This is a genomic window from Candidatus Mycolicibacterium alkanivorans (assembly GCF_022760805.1).
Lineage (GTDB): Bacteria > Actinomycetota > Actinomycetes > Mycobacteriales > Mycobacteriaceae > Mycobacterium > Mycobacterium alkanivorans.
Window position 1 is genome coordinate 2,825,032 of the sequence record NZ_JAIVFL010000001.1, and the last position, 16,475, is coordinate 2,841,506.

General features: G+C 64.0%; 14 protein-coding genes and 5 pseudogenes. 13 read left to right on the forward strand and 6 right to left on the reverse strand.

Translation table 11 applies throughout. The features are described 5' to 3' along the window. Positions 1 to 140: 140 nt before the first annotated feature. Complete coding sequence (locus K9U37_RS13895) at positions 141 to 545, forward strand: DUF302 domain-containing protein (protein ID WP_243072177.1); 405 nt, start codon at positions 141 to 143, stop codon at positions 543 to 545. Here K9U37_RS13895 and K9U37_RS13900 read toward each other — a convergent pair. After that, a complete protein-coding gene (locus tag K9U37_RS13900; protein ID WP_243072178.1) occupies positions 542 to 2,929 on the reverse strand; it encodes a heavy metal translocating P-type ATPase in 2,388 nt (795 codons plus the stop codon). The genes K9U37_RS13895 and K9U37_RS13900 overlap by 4 nt on opposite strands. 181 nt (positions 2,930 to 3,110) lie before the next feature. On the opposite strand from K9U37_RS13900, the gene K9U37_RS13905 reads away from it, so the two are divergent. From K9U37_RS13905 to K9U37_RS20565, 7 genes and pseudogenes are all read left to right on the forward strand, one after another. After that, positions 3,111 to 3,341: a hypothetical protein gene (locus tag K9U37_RS13905; protein ID WP_243072179.1), complete on the forward strand. Its 231-nt coding sequence runs from the start codon at positions 3,111 to 3,113 to the stop codon at positions 3,339 to 3,341. Next, on the forward strand, positions 3,338 to 3,640 hold the full coding sequence (locus tag K9U37_RS13910) for a type II toxin-antitoxin system PemK/MazF family toxin (RefSeq protein ID WP_252394000.1): 303 nt from the start codon (positions 3,338 to 3,340) through the stop codon (positions 3,638 to 3,640). Before K9U37_RS13905 ends, K9U37_RS13910 begins: the two co-directional genes overlap by 4 nt. Before the next feature lie 9 nt (positions 3,641 to 3,649). After that, positions 3,650 to 4,063: a tyrosine-type recombinase/integrase gene (locus K9U37_RS20560; protein WP_372489520.1), complete on the forward strand. Its 414-nt coding sequence runs from the start codon at positions 3,650 to 3,652 to the stop codon at positions 4,061 to 4,063. Beyond that, positions 4,060 to 5,229: an amidohydrolase family protein gene (locus tag K9U37_RS13915; protein ID WP_243072181.1), complete on the forward strand. Its 1,170-nt coding sequence runs from the start codon at positions 4,060 to 4,062 to the stop codon at positions 5,227 to 5,229. The genes K9U37_RS20560 and K9U37_RS13915 overlap by 4 nt, the downstream gene beginning before the upstream one ends. A gap of 14 nt (positions 5,230 to 5,243) precedes the next feature. Next, positions 5,244 to 5,726 (forward strand): GbsR/MarR family transcriptional regulator, encoded by a 483-nt coding sequence (locus K9U37_RS13920; RefSeq protein ID WP_243072182.1) that lies wholly within the window; start codon positions 5,244 to 5,246, stop codon positions 5,724 to 5,726. An 82-nt stretch (positions 5,727 to 5,808) separates the two neighbouring features. Then, positions 5,809 to 5,971: pseudogene (locus tag K9U37_RS13925) on the forward strand (IS256 family transposase); the annotation flags it as partial. Between the two features lie 1,022 nt (positions 5,972 to 6,993). After that, positions 6,994 to 7,542: pseudogene (locus K9U37_RS20565) on the forward strand (transposase); the annotation flags it as partial. Here the strand turns inward: K9U37_RS20565 and K9U37_RS13930 are convergent. Next, positions 7,539 to 8,471: a TauD/TfdA dioxygenase family protein gene (locus K9U37_RS13930; protein ID WP_243072183.1), complete on the reverse strand. Its 933-nt coding sequence runs from the start codon at positions 8,469 to 8,471 to the stop codon at positions 7,539 to 7,541. The pseudogene K9U37_RS20565 and the gene K9U37_RS13930 overlap by 4 nt on opposite strands. A gap of 104 nt (positions 8,472 to 8,575) precedes the next feature. Here K9U37_RS13930 and K9U37_RS13935 point away from each other — a divergent pair. Together K9U37_RS13935 and K9U37_RS13940 are read left to right on the forward strand one after the other, a co-directional pair. Next, a pseudogene (locus K9U37_RS13935) lies at positions 8,576 to 8,830 on the forward strand (cobaltochelatase subunit CobN); the annotation flags it as partial. Positions 8,831 to 8,942: 112 nt separating this feature from the next. Then, positions 8,943 to 9,089 carry a hypothetical protein gene (locus K9U37_RS13940; RefSeq protein ID WP_243072184.1) on the forward strand — a complete coding sequence of 49 codons (147 nt, stop codon included), beginning with the start codon at positions 8,943 to 8,945 and terminating at the stop codon, positions 9,087 to 9,089. 370 nt (positions 9,090 to 9,459) lie between these two features. Here K9U37_RS13940 and K9U37_RS13945 read toward each other — a convergent pair whose 3' ends face one another. Genes K9U37_RS13945 through K9U37_RS13955 form a run of 3 tightly spaced genes read right to left on the reverse strand, consistent with a single transcriptional unit; the run spans position 9,460 to position 13,165 of the window. Next, a complete protein-coding gene (locus K9U37_RS13945) occupies positions 9,460 to 10,659 on the reverse strand; it encodes an acyl-CoA dehydrogenase family protein (protein WP_243072185.1) in 1,200 nt (399 codons plus the stop codon). A gap of 38 nt (positions 10,660 to 10,697) precedes the next feature. Then, a complete protein-coding gene (locus tag K9U37_RS13950; RefSeq protein WP_243072186.1) occupies positions 10,698 to 11,783 on the reverse strand; it encodes an ABC transporter substrate-binding protein in 1,086 nt (361 codons plus the stop codon). Positions 11,784 to 11,821: 38 nt separating this feature from the next. Then, a complete protein-coding gene (locus tag K9U37_RS13955) occupies positions 11,822 to 13,165 on the reverse strand; it encodes an LLM class flavin-dependent oxidoreductase (protein WP_243072187.1) in 1,344 nt (447 codons plus the stop codon). A gap of 435 nt (positions 13,166 to 13,600) precedes the next feature. On the opposite strand from K9U37_RS13955, the pseudogene K9U37_RS13960 reads away from it, so the two are divergent. The 3 genes and pseudogenes from K9U37_RS13960 to K9U37_RS20220 all read left to right on the forward strand — a co-directional run. Further along, positions 13,601 to 13,687: pseudogene (locus K9U37_RS13960) on the forward strand (2,3-dihydroxy-2,3-dihydro-p-cumate dehydrogenase); the annotation flags it as partial. A gap of 240 nt (positions 13,688 to 13,927) precedes the next feature. Then, entirely contained in the window at positions 13,928 to 15,259 is a 1,332-nt protein-coding gene (locus K9U37_RS13965; protein WP_372489572.1) for a lipase family protein, read from the forward strand. Positions 15,260 to 15,356: 97 nt separating this feature from the next. Next, a pseudogene (locus K9U37_RS20220) lies at positions 15,357 to 15,461 on the forward strand (IS3 family transposase); the annotation flags it as partial. Between the two features lie 514 nt (positions 15,462 to 15,975). Here K9U37_RS20220 and K9U37_RS13975 read toward each other — a convergent pair. Beyond that, the gene (locus tag K9U37_RS13975) at positions 15,976 to 16,182 is read right to left on the reverse strand and encodes a hypothetical protein (protein ID WP_243072190.1); all 207 of its coding nucleotides are present in this window, start codon (positions 16,180 to 16,182) and stop codon (positions 15,976 to 15,978) included. Positions 16,183 to 16,475 lie beyond the last annotated feature (293 nt).

The window sequence follows — 16,475 nt, forward strand, 5'->3', positions numbered from 1 at the left end:
TCAGCCCTGTCGATCTTCACCTGCCAGCCTTGCGGCGTTGGGTAGGGCTGTCCTAGTCGTTCTGTGAAGATTCGATAAAGAACGGTCCTTCCAGCCCATAGTCCAAGAGGTCGGCGCGAGCTTCGGGGAAGCTTGCTCTCATGTCCATTGCTATCTCGACCTCACTGCAAACCCCCTTCGTCGACGCCGTGGCCCGTACCCGCCAAGCCCTGGCCGATCAGGGTTTCGGGGTTCTCACCGAGATCGACATGAAGGCCACCCTGAAGAAGAAGCTCGACACCGACATGGAGGATTACCTGATCCTTGGGGCCTGCAACCCTCCACTGGCCTACCGGGCAGTGGGCATCGACCGCCAGATCGGGCTGCTGTTGCCCTGCAACGTTGTCGTGCGTGCCGATCCTGCCGACGCCACCAGGGTGCTGGTCGAGGCGATGGATCCGCAGCTGCTGGTGCAGGTGACCGGCGAAGCGGGGCTGCAGGAGGTGGCCGACGAGGTCGCGGGCAAGCTGCGTGCGGCGATCGACGCGGTAGGCGCCCCTTCCTAGACGCCTGGCGACGCCTTCACTGTTGTTGCAGCCGGCGGCGAGGCAGCCGGTGGCGAGGGCAGCTTGAGCCGCTTGAGCATCAGGGCGTTGACCGCGACGATCAGGCTTGAGCCTGACATTGACAGTGCGGCGATCTCCGGGCGCAGCACCAGTCCGAAGGCGGGCTGGAAGACGCCAGCGGCGATCGGGAGTGCGATCACGTTGTAGCCCACGGCCCACCCCAGGTTCTGACGCATCTTGCGCAAGGTTCCCCGGCCGATGCGCAACGCGATAGGAACATCGAGGGGGTCGGAGCGCATCAGGACAAGGTCGGCGGTCTCGATCGCGACGTCGGTACCGGCCCCGATGGCCACCCCGAGGTCGGCTTGGGCCAGTGCGGGAGCGTCGTTGACCCCGTCGCCGACCATGGCGGCTTTGCGACCCTGGGTCTGCAGGTCGGCGATCTTGGCGGCCTTGTCGCCGGGCAGTACTTCGGCGATGACAGTGTCGATGCCGAGTTGGCCGGCGATGCGCTGCGCGGTGGCCTGGTTGTCGCCGCTGAGCATGACGACCTGCACCGCCAAGTCGTGCAGTGCGCGAACCGCCTCGGCGGAGGTTTCGCGTGCGGCGTCGGCCAGGGCGATCACTCCGACACCGCGCCCGTCCACGGCGATCAGGACCGCGGTGCGCCCGGTGGAGGCCAGCTGGTCGCGCTGCGCCAGCAACGCGGCCGGGACGTCCAGTTCTTGCTCGACCATCAGCTTGCGGTTGCCGACAGCCACCCGCCGGCCGCTCACCGTCGCGGTCGCTCCGTGCCCCGGCACGTTGCGGAACTCGCTCAGCGGGGCCGCGGTGACGCCCCGGTCGCCGGCATAGCGCACGATCGCCGCGGCCAACGGGTGCTCCGACTCTGTCTCCACCGCGGCGATCAGGGCCAGCAGTTCCTCCTCGCTGATCCCGGCGGCGACGAAATCAGTCACTTCAGGCTCACCTTTGGTCAACGTGCCAGTCTTGTCCATCACGACGGTGTCGATGCGCGCTGAGGTCTCCAGGGCGGTGGCGTTTTTGAACAGCACCCCGCGTTTTGCGCCCAATCCCGTGCCCACCATGATTGCCGTCGGAGTCGCCAGGCCCAGGGCGTCTGGGCAGGTGATCACCACGACCGTGATCGCGAACAGCAACGCCGACTGCACACCGGCGCCGAGTGCCCACCACACCAGGAAGGTGACGGTGCCGCCGACCAACGCCACCAGCACGAGCCAGAACGCGGCCCGGTCGGCCAGCCGCTGGCCGGGGGCCTTGGAGTTCTGGGCCTCCTGCACCATCGAAACGATCTGGGCCAGCACGGTGTCCGAGCCCACCCTGGTCGCCCGCACCCGCAATGTTCCGGTGGTGTTGATCGACGCTCCGATCACACTGTCACCCGGTGCCTTGGACACCGGCAGGCTCTCCCCGGTCACCATCGACTCGTCGACTTCAGAGTTGCCCTCCTCGACCGTTCCGTCCACCGGGACTTTGGCCCCCGGCCGGATCAACAGCAGGTCCCCGGCGACCACCTCGGCGGTGGGAATCTCCACTTGCTGTCCATCGCGGATTACCACCGCCATCGGTGGGGCCAACTCCAACAGGGTGCGGATCGCCTCGTTGGCCCCGCCGCGGGCCCGCATCTCCAACCAATGTCCCAGCAGCACAAAGGTTGTCAGTACCGCGGCCGCTTCGTAGAAAACCTCTCCGCCGCCGGTGAGGGTCACCCCCACGCTGTAGAGCCAGCCCGCGCAGACGGCGACGGCGACCAGGACCATCATGTCCAAGGTGCGGGCCCGCAGCGCCCGCCACGCGCCGTCGAAGAAGATCCACGCCGAGTAGAAGACCACCGGCAGGCTCAGCAGGAAGGTGAACACGTCGTCGCGCAGTCCGAACGGCGCGGGCACGGTGAAGCCAAGCATGTCGCGGCCCATCGGCGACCACAACATGATCGGGATCGACAGCACCAACGCGACTAGGAATCTGTTGCGCATGTCGCGGACCATGTCGTCCATCGACATGCCGGCGTGCCCACCGTGGCCCATCATCTCGTGCGGAGAGCGCTGCATCGCTGCGGGATGGTCGTGGTGTTCGCCGGCGGATATGGACTCCGCGGGCCCAAGCCGGGGTTCCGACATCGGATCGCAGATGTGATCGGGCACCGAGCGGCCTGCACAGTGGAAACCGCAGTCCCGAATCCACTTTGATAATTCGGCAACCGACGTAGCGGCCGGATCGAAGACCACGGTGGCGGTCTGATTGACCGCGTTGGCCTGCACCGAGCTCACCCCCGGCCGTCGCAGCAGCGTGGACTCCACCACAGATGCCGAGGAGGCCCAATGCAGCCCGTGTACGTCAAGCACGACCGTGGCGGTGTTCATGGAATCCCTCCCGCTGCCGCGCCGCGCCGATGGAATGGCCTGATCTGATCATTCGGGGCGCCGATTTAGACCGCGGGCGCGACCGCCGAAAACGTCACCGTGACGAATCGGCCCTAGCGGAGATTGTGTCCTTGCGGGCCCACCGCCACTGTATACTATCAATATCTGCTATCATCGAGTGATGGCGAAGACTGTTACGTTGCGCTTGTCCGACAGTGCCTACGAGGCGGTGAAGCGCTACGCAGAGGCCGACCATACGTCGATGAATTCCTGGATCGAGAGCGTGCTCGATGTTGAGGACATGCGTCGGCGATGCGAATCCCACGATCAGTGGATGCGAGAACACCCCGAGTCCGTCGCTTTCAGCGAGGCGTGGGCCGACCGAAACCTTGACGAGTTGACAAATCGTTGAGATCGCCACGCCGAGGCGAGATTTGGGCCACGGACACCGGAATCAACGTGCTCGTCATCTCCTCCACGGTCTACAACGAGATCCCCAGTGAGCCGACCGTAGTCGTCGTCCCGGTGTTCGACCACAATCCAGATACGGGATTCGGCGTGCCGTTGGGAGACAACGCGTGGGCAGCTCCCGGCCTGGTCACCAGCCTGCGCAAGTCAGCTCTGGATGAATTCTTTCGCCGCGTTGACATCCAGGCCTTAACTGATGTGAACAACATGCTCTTGAGGATCCTGGCCACACCGGACAGATAGCGGCGGCCAGTGAAGACCGGGCGTCCCATCTCAACGGATGACGCTATTCGTCCGGCTCCGACGGCTACATCAACCGCTGTCGCGCAAGACCAAGATCCTCGCCGAACAGACTGGAACGAAAGGGATCTCGCTCTTATTCTTACTGCGCTGCTAGCGGGACTACGGGCAGAAGAACTCCGACTGGTCGATGTCGGGGACGTGAGGACGCTCGACGACGGTTCCGCCGTGGTCAAAGTGAAAGGCAAAGGCGGCAAGGAACGCAACGTCCCCATCGAGGCAGCACTGCTGGCAGTGATCGGTACGTACATGGCGAGTCGTGCCGCTCGGTTCCCCCAGAGCAAGAAACGCTCAGCTACATCGAAAAGCACCCACTTGTTCGGGATGGCCAGCCTCCGCACCGCTATTCGTCGGTCGAGATGGTGAACGAATCACACGTGGCGCGCTGCATCGATCCAGTGTATTCAGTAGTTTCTGAATTTAGTGAAGGCACTTTCAGCGCTGTGAGGCTGGCCATGCAGAACACATCTGGGCTTATCGACGTGCACCACCACATCGTGCCCAAGGAGTACGTGAAGGCGCTTTCCAAACTTGGTGTCACGAAAGGGCTCGGCGTTCAGTTACCCAAGTGGGATGTCAACAAGGCGCTCGATGTCATGGCGCACCATGGGATCTCGACCGCCATCCTGTCGATCTCTGCGCCAGGCGTGTACTTCAAAGACAACGACCGCAGGTCGGCGATCGCCAAAGACCTGTCCCGCCAGACGAACGAGATCTGTGCGGGACTCATCGCAGATCACCCGGGACGATTCGGTGCCTTCGCGACCTTACCCGTGCCCGACGTCGACGCCGCCTTGGACGAACTCGCCTATAGCCTCGACGAGCTCAAGCTCAACGGGGTCATCCTATTGACCAACTATGACGGGTACTACCTGGGGGATCCCAGATTCGATGAGCTGTTCGCCGAGCTGAATCGGCGAAAGACGGTGGTGTTCATTCATCCTCAATCTCCACCCGGGCAAGAGCAGTCCCATCTAGGGCTGCCCGAGGCGATGCTCGACGTGTGTTTCGACACCACGCGGACCGCGTTCTCGCTGATCGTCAACGGCGTGACGAAGAACTACCCCGACATACGGTTCATCCTCGCCCACGCCGGAGGTGCCGTGCCCTACCTGGCCGGACGGGTCAGCATCACCGCCTCGATGCTGGCCGATCTGAAGGGCGCGGTACCGGTCGTGGCCGACGGCATCGGCAAGCTCTTCTCCCTATCGGACAAGCTCGAGGAGAAGATGCCCGACCAACTCAGTTACTACCTGCGGTTCAAGAACAACGTCCTGCCCGAAGGACCCGATTACTTCCTCCGCCGCTTCTATTACGACACCGCGCTCTCGGCATCGCCGCACTGCTTCTCATCCCTGCTCACCGTTACCGACTGCTCGCATATCGTGTTCGGCACCGACTACATCTTCGCCACCGAGGCCGCGGTGCCGGCGACGATCAACGGCCTACGCAACAACGACAGATTCACCCCTGACAGTGTTCGTGCGATCGAACGTGAAACGGCGCTCACGCTGTTTCCCGCCTTGCGGTAGTTGCTGATTCGGCAATGACCCGCCCCCGGTCCGAACGGCGCAAACGAGCCGCCGGTTGGCAGGACGCGTTCGTCGAAGAGCTCGGTGCGCTCGGTCCGGAGATCGGTCTGCCCCGGGCCATGATGCGGATCACGGCCTGGATGATGGTCTGCGATCCGCCCGAGAGGTGCAGCCCATCGCGACACATTCGCGATGGGCTGCACCTCTCGGCGGCCGCAGTGAGCATAGCCACCCGCCAACTCATCACCGCCGGGATGCTCGAACGCATCTCACGATCCGGCGATCGCCAGATCTACTACCGGTTGGCGTCCGGCAGCTGGGACGCACCGCTGGAGGCAAAGCTTCGCGCGCTTGGCCGGCTGCGCCAGGTCGCCGACAAAGGCATCGCGGTGGCCGGCAACCGCGCGGACTACCGACTCATCGAGGTGCGCGACGCCTTCGCCTGGTTCGAAGACCAGCTCGACCAGCACATCAAGCAACGACAGCAGCCGAGATAGACCCGCGTCGCGTCTAATTGATCAGGCGCGTGGGTCGGAGGCACGATCTCAAATGTCGCCACGAACTTGACAAATCTGATTCCACAGAACAACCGAGCAGGCCGCGATGAAGTGCCTCTACCTCGTGACCCGCACCCTAGACCCCACCGGCCGCGGTAAGGCACGATGAGCAATGGAGGTGGAAGCCAGCGCTCAATGCGTTCGCGATCACCTTCGAAGGCCGGATCACCCCGACCGGCAACTAAACTAACAGATGCCAAGGTCGGATCCACCGTTAATCTGACAGCCCGGGCCGCACGCTGGGCTCAGTTGTGAGCATTTTCAGGGATGAGGCAGATCCAGATCGTGCGGTGCTGGCTCGACACATGGCTGCCCTTCGGCCGGCAGTAGGGCAGGTCGCCGTCGCGGTTTTCGGGTCAGGGAGAAATTGAGGCGGTGCGAATCCTCGATGAGCTCGTGAGGCTGCTCGACTTCGCTGTCGCTGTAGAGGGGCTGGGTCCTGATGGTCCGTCGGTACACATCCCAGGCGCCCGATGGGCGCAATCCGGCGATGACGTGGGTGGCGAGCCAATCTTGTCCACGTTGGGCGATCTCACGCGTCATACGGCCTGCCGCGGCGACGTCACGGCGCTGATGGAGGATCAGATGGATCAGCTTGACCGCGTTGGGGTACCACGCCGCGATGTCGGGTGGTGACAACGGAGCGCCGCCATCCCCGAGTCCGAGTAGGGCCCGGCGGTTGCAGACCCGGATCGTTGAGCATTATGGACCATGAGCGCCAGGCCGTCATGCAAACCGCCGATGCTTCGTCATGCTTGCCACCGGATCCCGGCGACACGCCGGACAACGCCACAACATCCCCAGAAATCACAGGTGTCACAGGCGTCAAACTGCGAAACTCAAGAACCCCTCAAACCTGGGGAATTACGTGACCGCTCACACCCAGGTCGATGATGTGATCCGTCGATGGCCCATCCAGGCGCCGCCATTCACACGTATCCTGACCGGCGCGTGGACCCGAAGTACGAATCCACCCGGGAGACAGACCTGTATCCAGGAATCCGCCGCCACTGACTAGACAGGCCCCCATCCTTCTTCGGGGTGGGGTCGATGGATCTCCAATCGCTTGGATAGGTGGCTCCGCCCTGATGCTCGGTCACGTTCTTCGCGTCCGCGATGCAGGCCGCGCCTGCGCCGAGCACCACGATCGCTATGGTGACGCCGGTGACTATCCAGCCAGGCTTGGCGCTGGCGGGACCGCGACGAGGCGCGCACGCTGCTCGCACGGGCGAAGCTGGCGACGCCGTCGTTGTCGCTGGTGTGGGCCGACGGCGGCCACGCCGGCGCGTTGGTCGAGCGGGTCGCCCACATTACCGTCGAGATCGTGCGAAAGCCCTTGGGAATCACGACATTCCACGTACTTCCACGGCGATGGGTGGTCGAGCGCACGTTCGCCTGGATCGTGAAATGCCGCCGCCTCGACCGTGACTACGAGCGACTCCCGGAGACCAGTGAGGCCATGATCAAACGGGCGACGATCGGATTGATGGTCCCCGCCTTTTCGGCGTCCCCTCGCCCCCGCAGCCGCGGACGTTCTGCGCTCCGCCACCCTCATCGTAACCGGATGCGCGACGACAGTTCCCGGAACTGCGAACCTCAAGCAGCCGGTTTCCAAACCAGCCGAACCGACCCGCTCTCCCACTCCGCTGGTTACAGCCGCGGCGTTCCCGCAGCTGCGAATCGATCTGATGCGCTGGGCTGTTCACGGAACACGGTAGCGACGGCTGCGATCCCTTGGGGCCACCTGGCGGACTAGCCGATCGGAACCGGCTGTCCGACAACCGCATCGGGAGCCACGATGTCGGAGTAGTGCGACGCATCCCCGGCGATGACCCGACTGGGCCGGCCGTGAACGTCAACCGGGAGGTCGCCGGCCAGCGTCACCCGCCGCAAAAACCGCGGCTGGTCGTCGTAGTCGGCCACACCGTAGTGCTGGGTGGCGCGGTTGTCCCACACCGCGAGATCGCCGTCGCGCCAACTCCACCGGACCGTGTTCTCCAGCCGGGTGATTCGATTCTGCAGCAGCGCGAACAGGCTGGCCGACTCGCTGCTGCCCAGGCCGACGAACCGTTTGACGAAATGGCCCAGCACCAGCACCCGCCGGCCCGTCTCCGGGTGGACACGCACCACCGGATGTTCGGTCTCGTAGTACGCCGACTCGAATTCAGCGCGGTATTCCCTGGTTTCGTCGGAAACCGTGTCGTCGTGACCGTCCACATAGTCGTTTAGGTTGGTGTGGGTGGCCCACAGGTTCTGGGCGAGGGCCCGCAGCGCCGGTGGCAGCTGGTCGTAGGCGGCCTCGGTGGATGCCCACACCGTGCTGCCGCCATACGCAGGCAGGGTCACCGCCCGCAACAGCGACGCCTTGGGCAGCCGGTCGACGAAGGTGACGTCGGAGTGCCAGGAGTTGGCCTTGAGATAACGCGAGTCGATGGGCAGCACGGTGTCGCCGCGTGATGTGACGGTGGGGTGGGCGATGGTCGGCACCCCGAGCAGGCCGGCGAATGCCACCTGGCCGTCGTCGTCGAGGTGATGCTGGTTGCGGAAGAAGATGACCTTGTGTTCCAGCAGCGCCGCGCGGATCGCGTCGACGGTGGCGGCGTGCAGGTCGCCACCCAGGCGCACGCCGGAGACCACCGCGCCGATGTTGGCGCCGAACTTGGAAACGTCGAGGGAGATGGACATACCCTCGATGGTCTCGACGCACCGCGGCCCCGTACACCCTTCGACTAGCCATGATCCGAATAAGGCGCGACGGAAGCCCTACGGTACGAATGGTGGGTTGTGTCTACGTCGAGGCGTTGTCCGCGGCGATCGAACAGGCCGGCGGACGGGCGCTTTCGGTGTACTGCACCTCGTTGCGCACCCCCGAACCCGAGCTGCTGGAAATGCTCGACACCGCCGACGCCATGGTCGTTACCGTGCTGGCCGCGGGCGGGGCCCGGCCTGGGACCGCGAGCGCCGGTCACGACGACGACAGCTGGAACGTCAAACACCGTGCCGCCCTTGATATCCCGATCCTGCAGGGATTGTGCCGACCAGCTCGCTGGCAACCTGGTCGGACAACGACGACGGCCCGATCTCCTATGTGCCCGACCCCGAGCGGTGCGCCCGGGTGGCCGGCCCGGCCGTCAAGTACACCCCGACGGCGCCGCCTTGCTGACCGGTGCAGACGACGACCTCGAGGAGCTGATCGCGGTCGTGGCCGCCGAAGCCAACCACGAACCCAACCGGCGCCGCCAGCACTGCCTCGACGCCGCGTTCAACGCACTGACCCAAGACGCCCAAACCCTCTACAACTGAACATCTCTCGGCCACTGCAGTGGCGGCGCCGGAGGGCTGCCAAAGCATCCGGAGCGAGGTGAACCGAAACGTTATCCCCGACATCATCAGCGGCCGCTGCGGGCGGGCCTGCCGGCTGGAGTTCCTCAGCCCGCATGCTGACGACCAAGTCGCGAACCGGCCGGTGCTCTTACACCAACTTTCGGACGCGACCGTCGACTGTGCCGACCACGTCACCGCCTCATTGTCCGTGTTGAGCGGCGTTCTGCTGCAGGCAATTCGGTTTCGCACGACCCATTTCGCGTATGTGCGGATGGCACCTGGCGCAGCAGAGGGTTGTCGCCATTGGCGGCTGTTTGGAAAGTTTTGCCGCCCTCAGGAAGGACCATTGTCAGGAGTACAGGGTCGGGACTGGATAGCGGCCGTTGAGCACATAGTTGCCGACGTCGGCGATCTTGTAGGCGACCGGATCGTGGAGAGTGTGGGTGCGGACGTTGCGCCAGAACCGATCGAAACCGTAGTTGGGGTGGGTGCCGCGTGCCCCGATGACTTCGAAGATGCCGCTGGCGACATCGAGGCCGGCCTTGGTGGCCAAAGCTTTGACACCGGAAACCCGCACCATCAGCTCGCCACGATCCTCGGGGGTCACCGCGTCGTCCTTATCCCAGATCTGCTGCAGCAGCCGTGCGGTCTCTCGGGCCGCTGCGTCGGCAGCTTGCAGTTGAATGCCGAACTCGCCGTAGGTGCGGATGACATATGGATCGTCGGCCGCCCGGGTGACGCCGGCAGCCAATGCGGTCGGCCATGGCCGGGCCGCTGTTGTGGTGTAGTGCCGCGCCGCGTCGAGAGCGCCGTGCGCGATCCCCAGATAGACGTTGGCGAACACCAGTTGGATCAGTGGCGTCCAGATGCTGGGACGGCTGGCCGCTGCAAACGCCTCTATGACCGCGTTGGGTTTGCCCAGCACCTCTTCCGGCTCGATTTTCGCGTCATGAAATTCGGTGGTGCCGCTGTCGGTGCGGCGCTGACCGATCGCTTGCCAATCGTCGTTTACAACCACGCCGTCGCGCTGGGTGGGGATCGCGGCGGTGACGATCGCCTCATCATGCGATGAGCTGTCGTCTTTGGTCACCGCGAATACCAGCAGCAGGTCCGACCCTTTGGCGCCGCTGGAGAAATGCTTTGTGCCATTGAGCAGGTAGCCGCCGTCCGGCGTCGCGGTCGCGCTGACCTTCCAGTCCAGCACGTTACTGTTGTTCTCGCTGGAGGCGTTGCCGACCCACCAGCGCTGTTTCGCGATGGCACCCAGTAGCCGCTCTTGTTGCCGCGGTGACCCCACCAACTCGATGAAAGGCAGGAGGGAGATGTGGTAGCCGAATAGATGTCCCAACGAGCCGTCCGCCCTGGCGAACTCACGCACGACCTCCAAAGCGGTGGGCCAGTCCGCACCCAAGCCCCCGAAGCGGGTTGGCACCGTAAGCCCCAACAGTCCGCTCGCGCGGATATCTTCCTTTTCGGCTGCGGCTGAACCGCCGGCGTGATCGCGTTCCACGACGAACGGCTCCCACTTTCTGCTCAGCTCGCGCGCCACCGCCAAAGGGTCGTGGGTGGTGAGCTCTTCGATTGCGGTCATGACGTGATAGCTCCTCGGTTGTAGTAGGTATTTTGCAGGAATTGTGGTGCCGCCCAACGGTCCAGCGGCACCGGGTCATCGATGAGTTGGTGGGCCAGCAAGAACCGTTGGGTCCGCTCAACAAGCCGCAATGAATCAGCGTCCAAGCTGGGCACCAGTGCGTGGTGGAAACCGACACCGAATGCTGCTGTTACAGCCGCCGCCGGCACACCCAGGTTGTCGGCGTGCGTTTCGATGACCTGCTCGGGGTGAGTCGCCGCCCACAATCCGGCCGCGACAACGGCATTTACCAGCTGCTGCACTACATGGGGATGATCGGTGACCAGCTCCTGTGACACCGTCCATACGGTTGCGTAATGGTTGCGAGGGTCGCTGCTCAAGTCTGTTAGCAGCCGGGCCCCGCATCTTGTCTCCAGTTGTGCAGCCCATGGCAGCCACCCGAACAGCGCATCGACTGTGCCGTGATCGAGAAGAGAGGCTTGCTGGTCCGTGGCACCGGGAAAAAGATCCGCGCCGGTCAGGCTTGCTATCCCGGCGAGCCGACGCTGGGGCACATCGACAAACGGATTGTCCACGCGCACCAATTCGACCTCATCGAGTGCCACCTGACCGACATCGAGTGTGTGCAGCAACGCGCGCGCCTCCCAGGTGCCTAGCGCCACCAGAGTCTGCGCCCACGGATCGAGCTGCCGGTAGTCTGCGAGCTCGCGGCGCACCACGCGAATCGCCGCCGCTGATAATCCGATCCGGCGGCCCGTCAGCTCCGCTGGCCCGATGATCGGGCTGTCGGCGGCCACATAAAAACCCTGCCTGCCGATGAACGGCGTGACACCCAGCAGCCGGGTTCGGCCCCGGGCACGGAGCCCTTCGCTGACCAGCGGGGGGATTTCGCCACCGAACCGGGTGTAGTTGGGTCGGTCGTAGGTGAAGTGGGTGGTGCCCTGGCGCCCAGTGAGCACCCGCAGTTCGAGGCCAACATCAGCGAGGAAGCCGTACTGCTGCGCCACGATCAGGGCGTTGGGCAGCGGGCAGTTGCTGAAGGTGAGGGTGCTCGAATGGGTGTGCAGCTGGGTTGCTGGCATGACGATCTCCTCGAGGGGCGGCAAGGTGTTGCGGGCTGTCACACTGGTGCCTGCGCGGCCACCGGAACATAGGGCAGCGCGAGCCGTTCACGGAGCGTCGCGCCGTCCTCGTAGCCACGGTGAAACACGCCGATTTCCTGCAGGGCCGGCACCACGTGATCCACGAACTCCCGGTATGTCGCTGGCAGCGCGACCGGAGAGATGGCGAATCCATCGACGATCGGCTCGGTAAAGTACTCGGCGATCCTCGACGCGATCTGGTCCGCGGTTCCGGCGAACCGCTCGACCATCACCCAGCCGTACTGGCGGCCCAGATCGGCCAGCGTGCCCCCAGAAGTGCGGGTGGCGTCGAGCACCAGCTGGAACTGTCCCCGCGATCCGCCAATAGAATCGATGTGCGACAACACCGTTTCCATCGGATCATCCAAGTTGAACCGGGAGAAGTCGACGTCGGTGTGCGACGACAGCGACGACAACCCGGCCCGCGGGTCGACCAGCGATGTCAAGAACTGTTCTTTCTCCCGGGCTTCAGCCTCGGTTTTCCCAACGATCGGGATGATTGCCTCGATCACCCGCAGCGCGTCCGGATCCCGGCCGGCCTCCGCCGCTTTGGTCTTGATGTCGTCGTAGATCGCTTTGAGCGCTGACCGGTTCGGCGCGATGACGAACACCAGATCGGCCCAACGAGCAGCAAACCGCCGGCCCTGCGGAGAGGTTCCGGCCTGGATGATCACCGGTCGGCCCTGCGGGGAGTGCGGCAGCGGCAAAGGCCCGCGCACGCTGAACCACTCGCCCTGGTGGTTGAGATAAGCGACTTTGGTAGGGTCGGCGAACACACCGGCTGCCCGGTCCAACACCAAAGCATCGGGATCCCAGCTGCGCCAAAGACCTTCAGTCACCGTTACGAATTCGTCGGCGCGGGCATAGCGAGCGTCGTGCTCAAGATGTGACGTCAACCCGTAGTTGCGGGCTTCCGACGCATTCAGTGAGGTGACAATGTTCCACGCTGCCCGACCGCCGGAAAGGTGGTCGAGACTGGCCAGCGTGCGTGCTACCGCGAATGGATGGCAGTAGGTGGTCGAAATCGTCGCGCCCAGACCGATCTTCGTTGTCTCGGCAGCAAGCAGCGGCAATACCGTGATCGGGTCCAGGAATACCGCGCCTTGGGCCCCTAGGCCAACACCAGCCTCCAAACTATCGCCGTAGCGGTCTTCCACGGCTTGGCAGTCAGGAAGAAAAACGAGGTCGAACAGCCCCCGTTCCAAGGTGCGTGCAACATCAAGGTAGAACTCCGCGCTCAAAAAGTTGTGGCGGGCCTCTGGATGACGCCAGCCACCGTGGTAGTGCGTCACATTGTGGCTGGCTGCGAAGAACGCGGTCAAAAGCAGTCGGCGGTCAGACCTACTCAAATCGGATCACAACCTAATTGTCTGGCGGAACGGATATTGCGCTCGAAGTTATGCGGTAGCCGGCTATCGGGAAAAGAGTTCTGATCGTCGTGATTCTCGGTTTTACAGGAAGGAAGGCGACCCGAGCTTCCCTAAGCCACAACGGAGTTCGCAGTCAGACCACAGGTCTTGACAATGTCTTTCTGCATTCGCGAAATGGCTGAGTTGCGGGCGTTGCTTAAACTCAATCTGATTTCAAGAAGGCGATGAAAACTGCTTTCCGAAATCGCGCCCAGACCAGCGTAATCGCCGCCATGGGGGCGTCCCAGGAGCGGTGTAAAGCTCGGACATAGATTCCGCTCGCTAACGGTTGTGATTTTATGCGATGGCACTGACAGAATCGGCGGGCTCCACTGCGGTTTCGGCACGGCCACGGTGCTGTTCCTGGCCTCTGAGGAGGCCGGCTTCATCACCGGACAAGTGCTCAGCGTCAACGGCGGAAGCAGCATGGGCTGACCGCGCCCACCCACCTGCGCCCAGGTCCAGGATGACGCGACGGCCCCGGGTGCCAAGTAACCCAAATGCCGCCAAGTCGCGCGGATTGACGCAGCTCACGAAGGGGATCACCGGACAATGTCCATGACCAAGGCTCGCCGCGATCCTGCAGATCACCCGGCGGCAACGGCCGGCGAATCCAATCCCGGATTGCGGTCACATGTCGCGGCTGACCGGCGGGGTTGGCTGCGCCGTGTCGCGATGGCGCTGGCGGCGATGCTGGTGATGGTTGCCTCGATGAACCTCGCGCCGCGGGCGACCGCCGATCCGGCGCAGTTCGAGCAGCAGTGCCCCCAGCCCGACCCCAACTGCTGGGGATCCGACGAGTCCCGGTATGCGGCGTTCTACACCCCGCCGGACCCGCTGCCCACCGGAAAGCCCGGCGACCTGATCCGATTCGAGGCTTCGCCACTGGTGTTGGAACCGTCGGGCCAGTTGGGTGCCTACGTGGCCGACGGCACCCGGATCATGTACCGCAGCACCGACAACAGCGGCAACCCGGTCGCGGTCACGGGCACCTACTTCGAACCGCACAACCCCTGGCCCGGCCAAGGACCGCGGCCACTGATCGCCTACGCGACCGGCCCGTACGGGCTGGGTGATCAATGCGCCCCGTCGCGGATGTTCAACCAGGGCATCCACTTCTCCTCGGGCCTGGACCTGCATTTCGGTTACGAGGAAACCTTCATCGCCACCATGGTGGCACGTGGATTCGCCGTCGTGGTCACCGACGGCGTCGGACTGGGCACCCCCGGCCCGGTCCCGATCATGATGCGACAAGCCGCCGGCACAGCCCTTCTCGACGCCGCGCGCGCGGCGATGAAACTACCCGGCACGTCGCTGGAGCCGCATGGGCCGGTCGCACTGTGGGGATGGTCCTCGGGCGGACAGGCCTCCGGTTCGGCGGCCGAACTGGCGCCCAGCTACGCGCCGGACCTGCACCTGGTCGGCGCCTGGGTCGGGGCGCCACCGGCCGATCTGACCCTGCTGCCGCCGTTCCTCGACGGCAGCCTCTTCTTCGTCGCGCTCGGGTACGCGCTCAACGGGATCGCAGCCGCATACCCGCAGGCCGCTCCGCTGCTCCTGCCCGCCCTCTCCGATCAGGGCAAGGATCTGCTGACCCGCTCATCGACCATGTGCGTGGTCGAAGGGGTTCTGACGTTTAGCTTCCATCACCTCAACGAATACTTCAACGTCGATCCCGCCGAGGTGTTCAGCTCAGAGGCCGTCAGAACCGTTCTGAACGCTCAGCGCCTCGGGACAACGAAGCCCGCCATACCGGTGTTCATCAGCACCAACCGATTCGACCCGTTCATCTCGTGGGGAGGGTCGCGTCAACTCGCACTGGACTGGTGCGCCCAGGGCGCCGACGTCGAGTTATGGACCAACCGCAAACCGCCGTTCCTGAACAAACTCGCGATCAACCACCTGCTGCCCTACTTCGTCGATGGCGAACGCGCAATGGGCTGGATCACCGACCGTTTCAACGGGTTGCCCACCACACCCCATTGCGCGGACATACCATCCGACTAGTGTCGCCCGCCGGAAGTTCTTTATCCAATCGTCTCTTGCGACTACGGCACGGTTGCCCTACGAATAGTGGTGTCATGCAACATGATTGGATGTAGAGAAGTTGGGGATTCGGCGGTCGATGGGCCGGGTCGGATCGTGTTTCGACAATGCTGCCGCAGAGGCGGTTTTCTCCTCGTTGGAATGGGAAGTGCTGTCCGGCAATTGTTGCTGATGTTGATGTCGCCACCGCCACGGGAGGGCAGATTGAACCAATTGCCCAGGTAAGGAACGAATTCGCCGATCGGCCGACCCCTGTCCTCACCTGCGAGCTGGGCCACCGTCGTGATCCCCAGCTTGTCCAGTTTCGCGGTGGTATTGGGCTCGACGCTCCCGAGGTCGCCGACGCCGCGCTCCCCCATGATCGATATCCAGTTCTGGTTGACAAGCGAAAAGACTTGGTCGGGTTCGTGATTGGCGAAGCCGATCGCCATCTTCACTCGCTGCACGTTGTCGCGGACGCCGACCGCCGATGACAATCCCCGCTCGAACACCGCGATCACGGGCCAAATACGACGTGCAGGTAACGACCTTCCAGGGCTCCGATCAGATCCGGGTTCCGGCGGCGCACCACCGAGACCTGGAAACTGATCCAGGTCGATGTGCATGATCGCGCGGATACGCCTGGTGCTGTGCTCGGCGAAGTCATCCCTGCCGACAGTATTCTCCTCTGGCTCGGACTACGTGTTCTTTCCGCCTTCGTCGGCGCCGGGCGGGTACGTCCCGTTGGCGTACGGGTTGTATTCGTTGGTGAACAGGGTGTTCACGTCGAGCCCGGGTTTGAGCTGCCCCAACTGAACGGCCTCGCGCACCCACAACGTGAACTCTCGGGACTGATCACCCCGCCGGGGGTCGAGGCGTCTGCACTCTTCCAGTATTGGACGCACTCGGTGTTCTCGTTGCGCCCCCGACCGTTGATGATCTCCTCGAGCTTGGCGATCACCTCATCTCGCGGATGCAGCTGCGCCCACCGGATCGCCCGCGCGGTGCCCTGCGTGAGATCGGCGACCGCGTTGTTGCGCACGCCTGATCGGTGTTGATGGGCGGAACCACGGTCAGTGCAACGGCGTTCACGTCATGATCGCTCAAGCCCTTGCGGTGCAACCAGTCTTTGATGCCCTGGCCTCAGGATCCCACTGCCTTCGAGCGAGTAGTACCCCTGGTACGCCTCCTCGTCGGA

Bases quoted from the DNA above. Each gene is read 5' to 3' on its own strand.
- K9U37_RS13950 (WP_243072186.1), bottom strand. From the start codon at position 11,783: ATGCCAGCAACCCAGCTGCACACCCATTCGAGCACCCTCACCTTCAGC.
- K9U37_RS13920 (WP_243072182.1), top strand. From the start codon at position 5,244: ATGACCCGCCCCCGGTCCGAACGGCGCAAACGAGCCGCCGGTTGGCAG.
- K9U37_RS13965 (WP_372489572.1), top strand. From the start codon at position 13,928: ATGGCGCTGGCGGCGATGCTGGTGATGGTTGCCTCGATGAACCTCGCG.
- K9U37_RS13930 (WP_243072183.1), bottom strand. From the start codon at position 8,471: ATGTCCATCTCCCTCGACGTTTCCAAGTTCGGCGCCAACATCGGCGCG.
- K9U37_RS13895 (WP_243072177.1), top strand. From the start codon at position 141: ATGTCCATTGCTATCTCGACCTCACTGCAAACCCCCTTCGTCGACGCC.
- K9U37_RS13905 (WP_243072179.1), top strand. From the start codon at position 3,111: ATGGCGAAGACTGTTACGTTGCGCTTGTCCGACAGTGCCTACGAGGCG.
- K9U37_RS13900 (WP_243072178.1), bottom strand. From the start codon at position 2,929: ATGAACACCGCCACGGTCGTGCTTGACGTACACGGGCTGCATTGGGCC.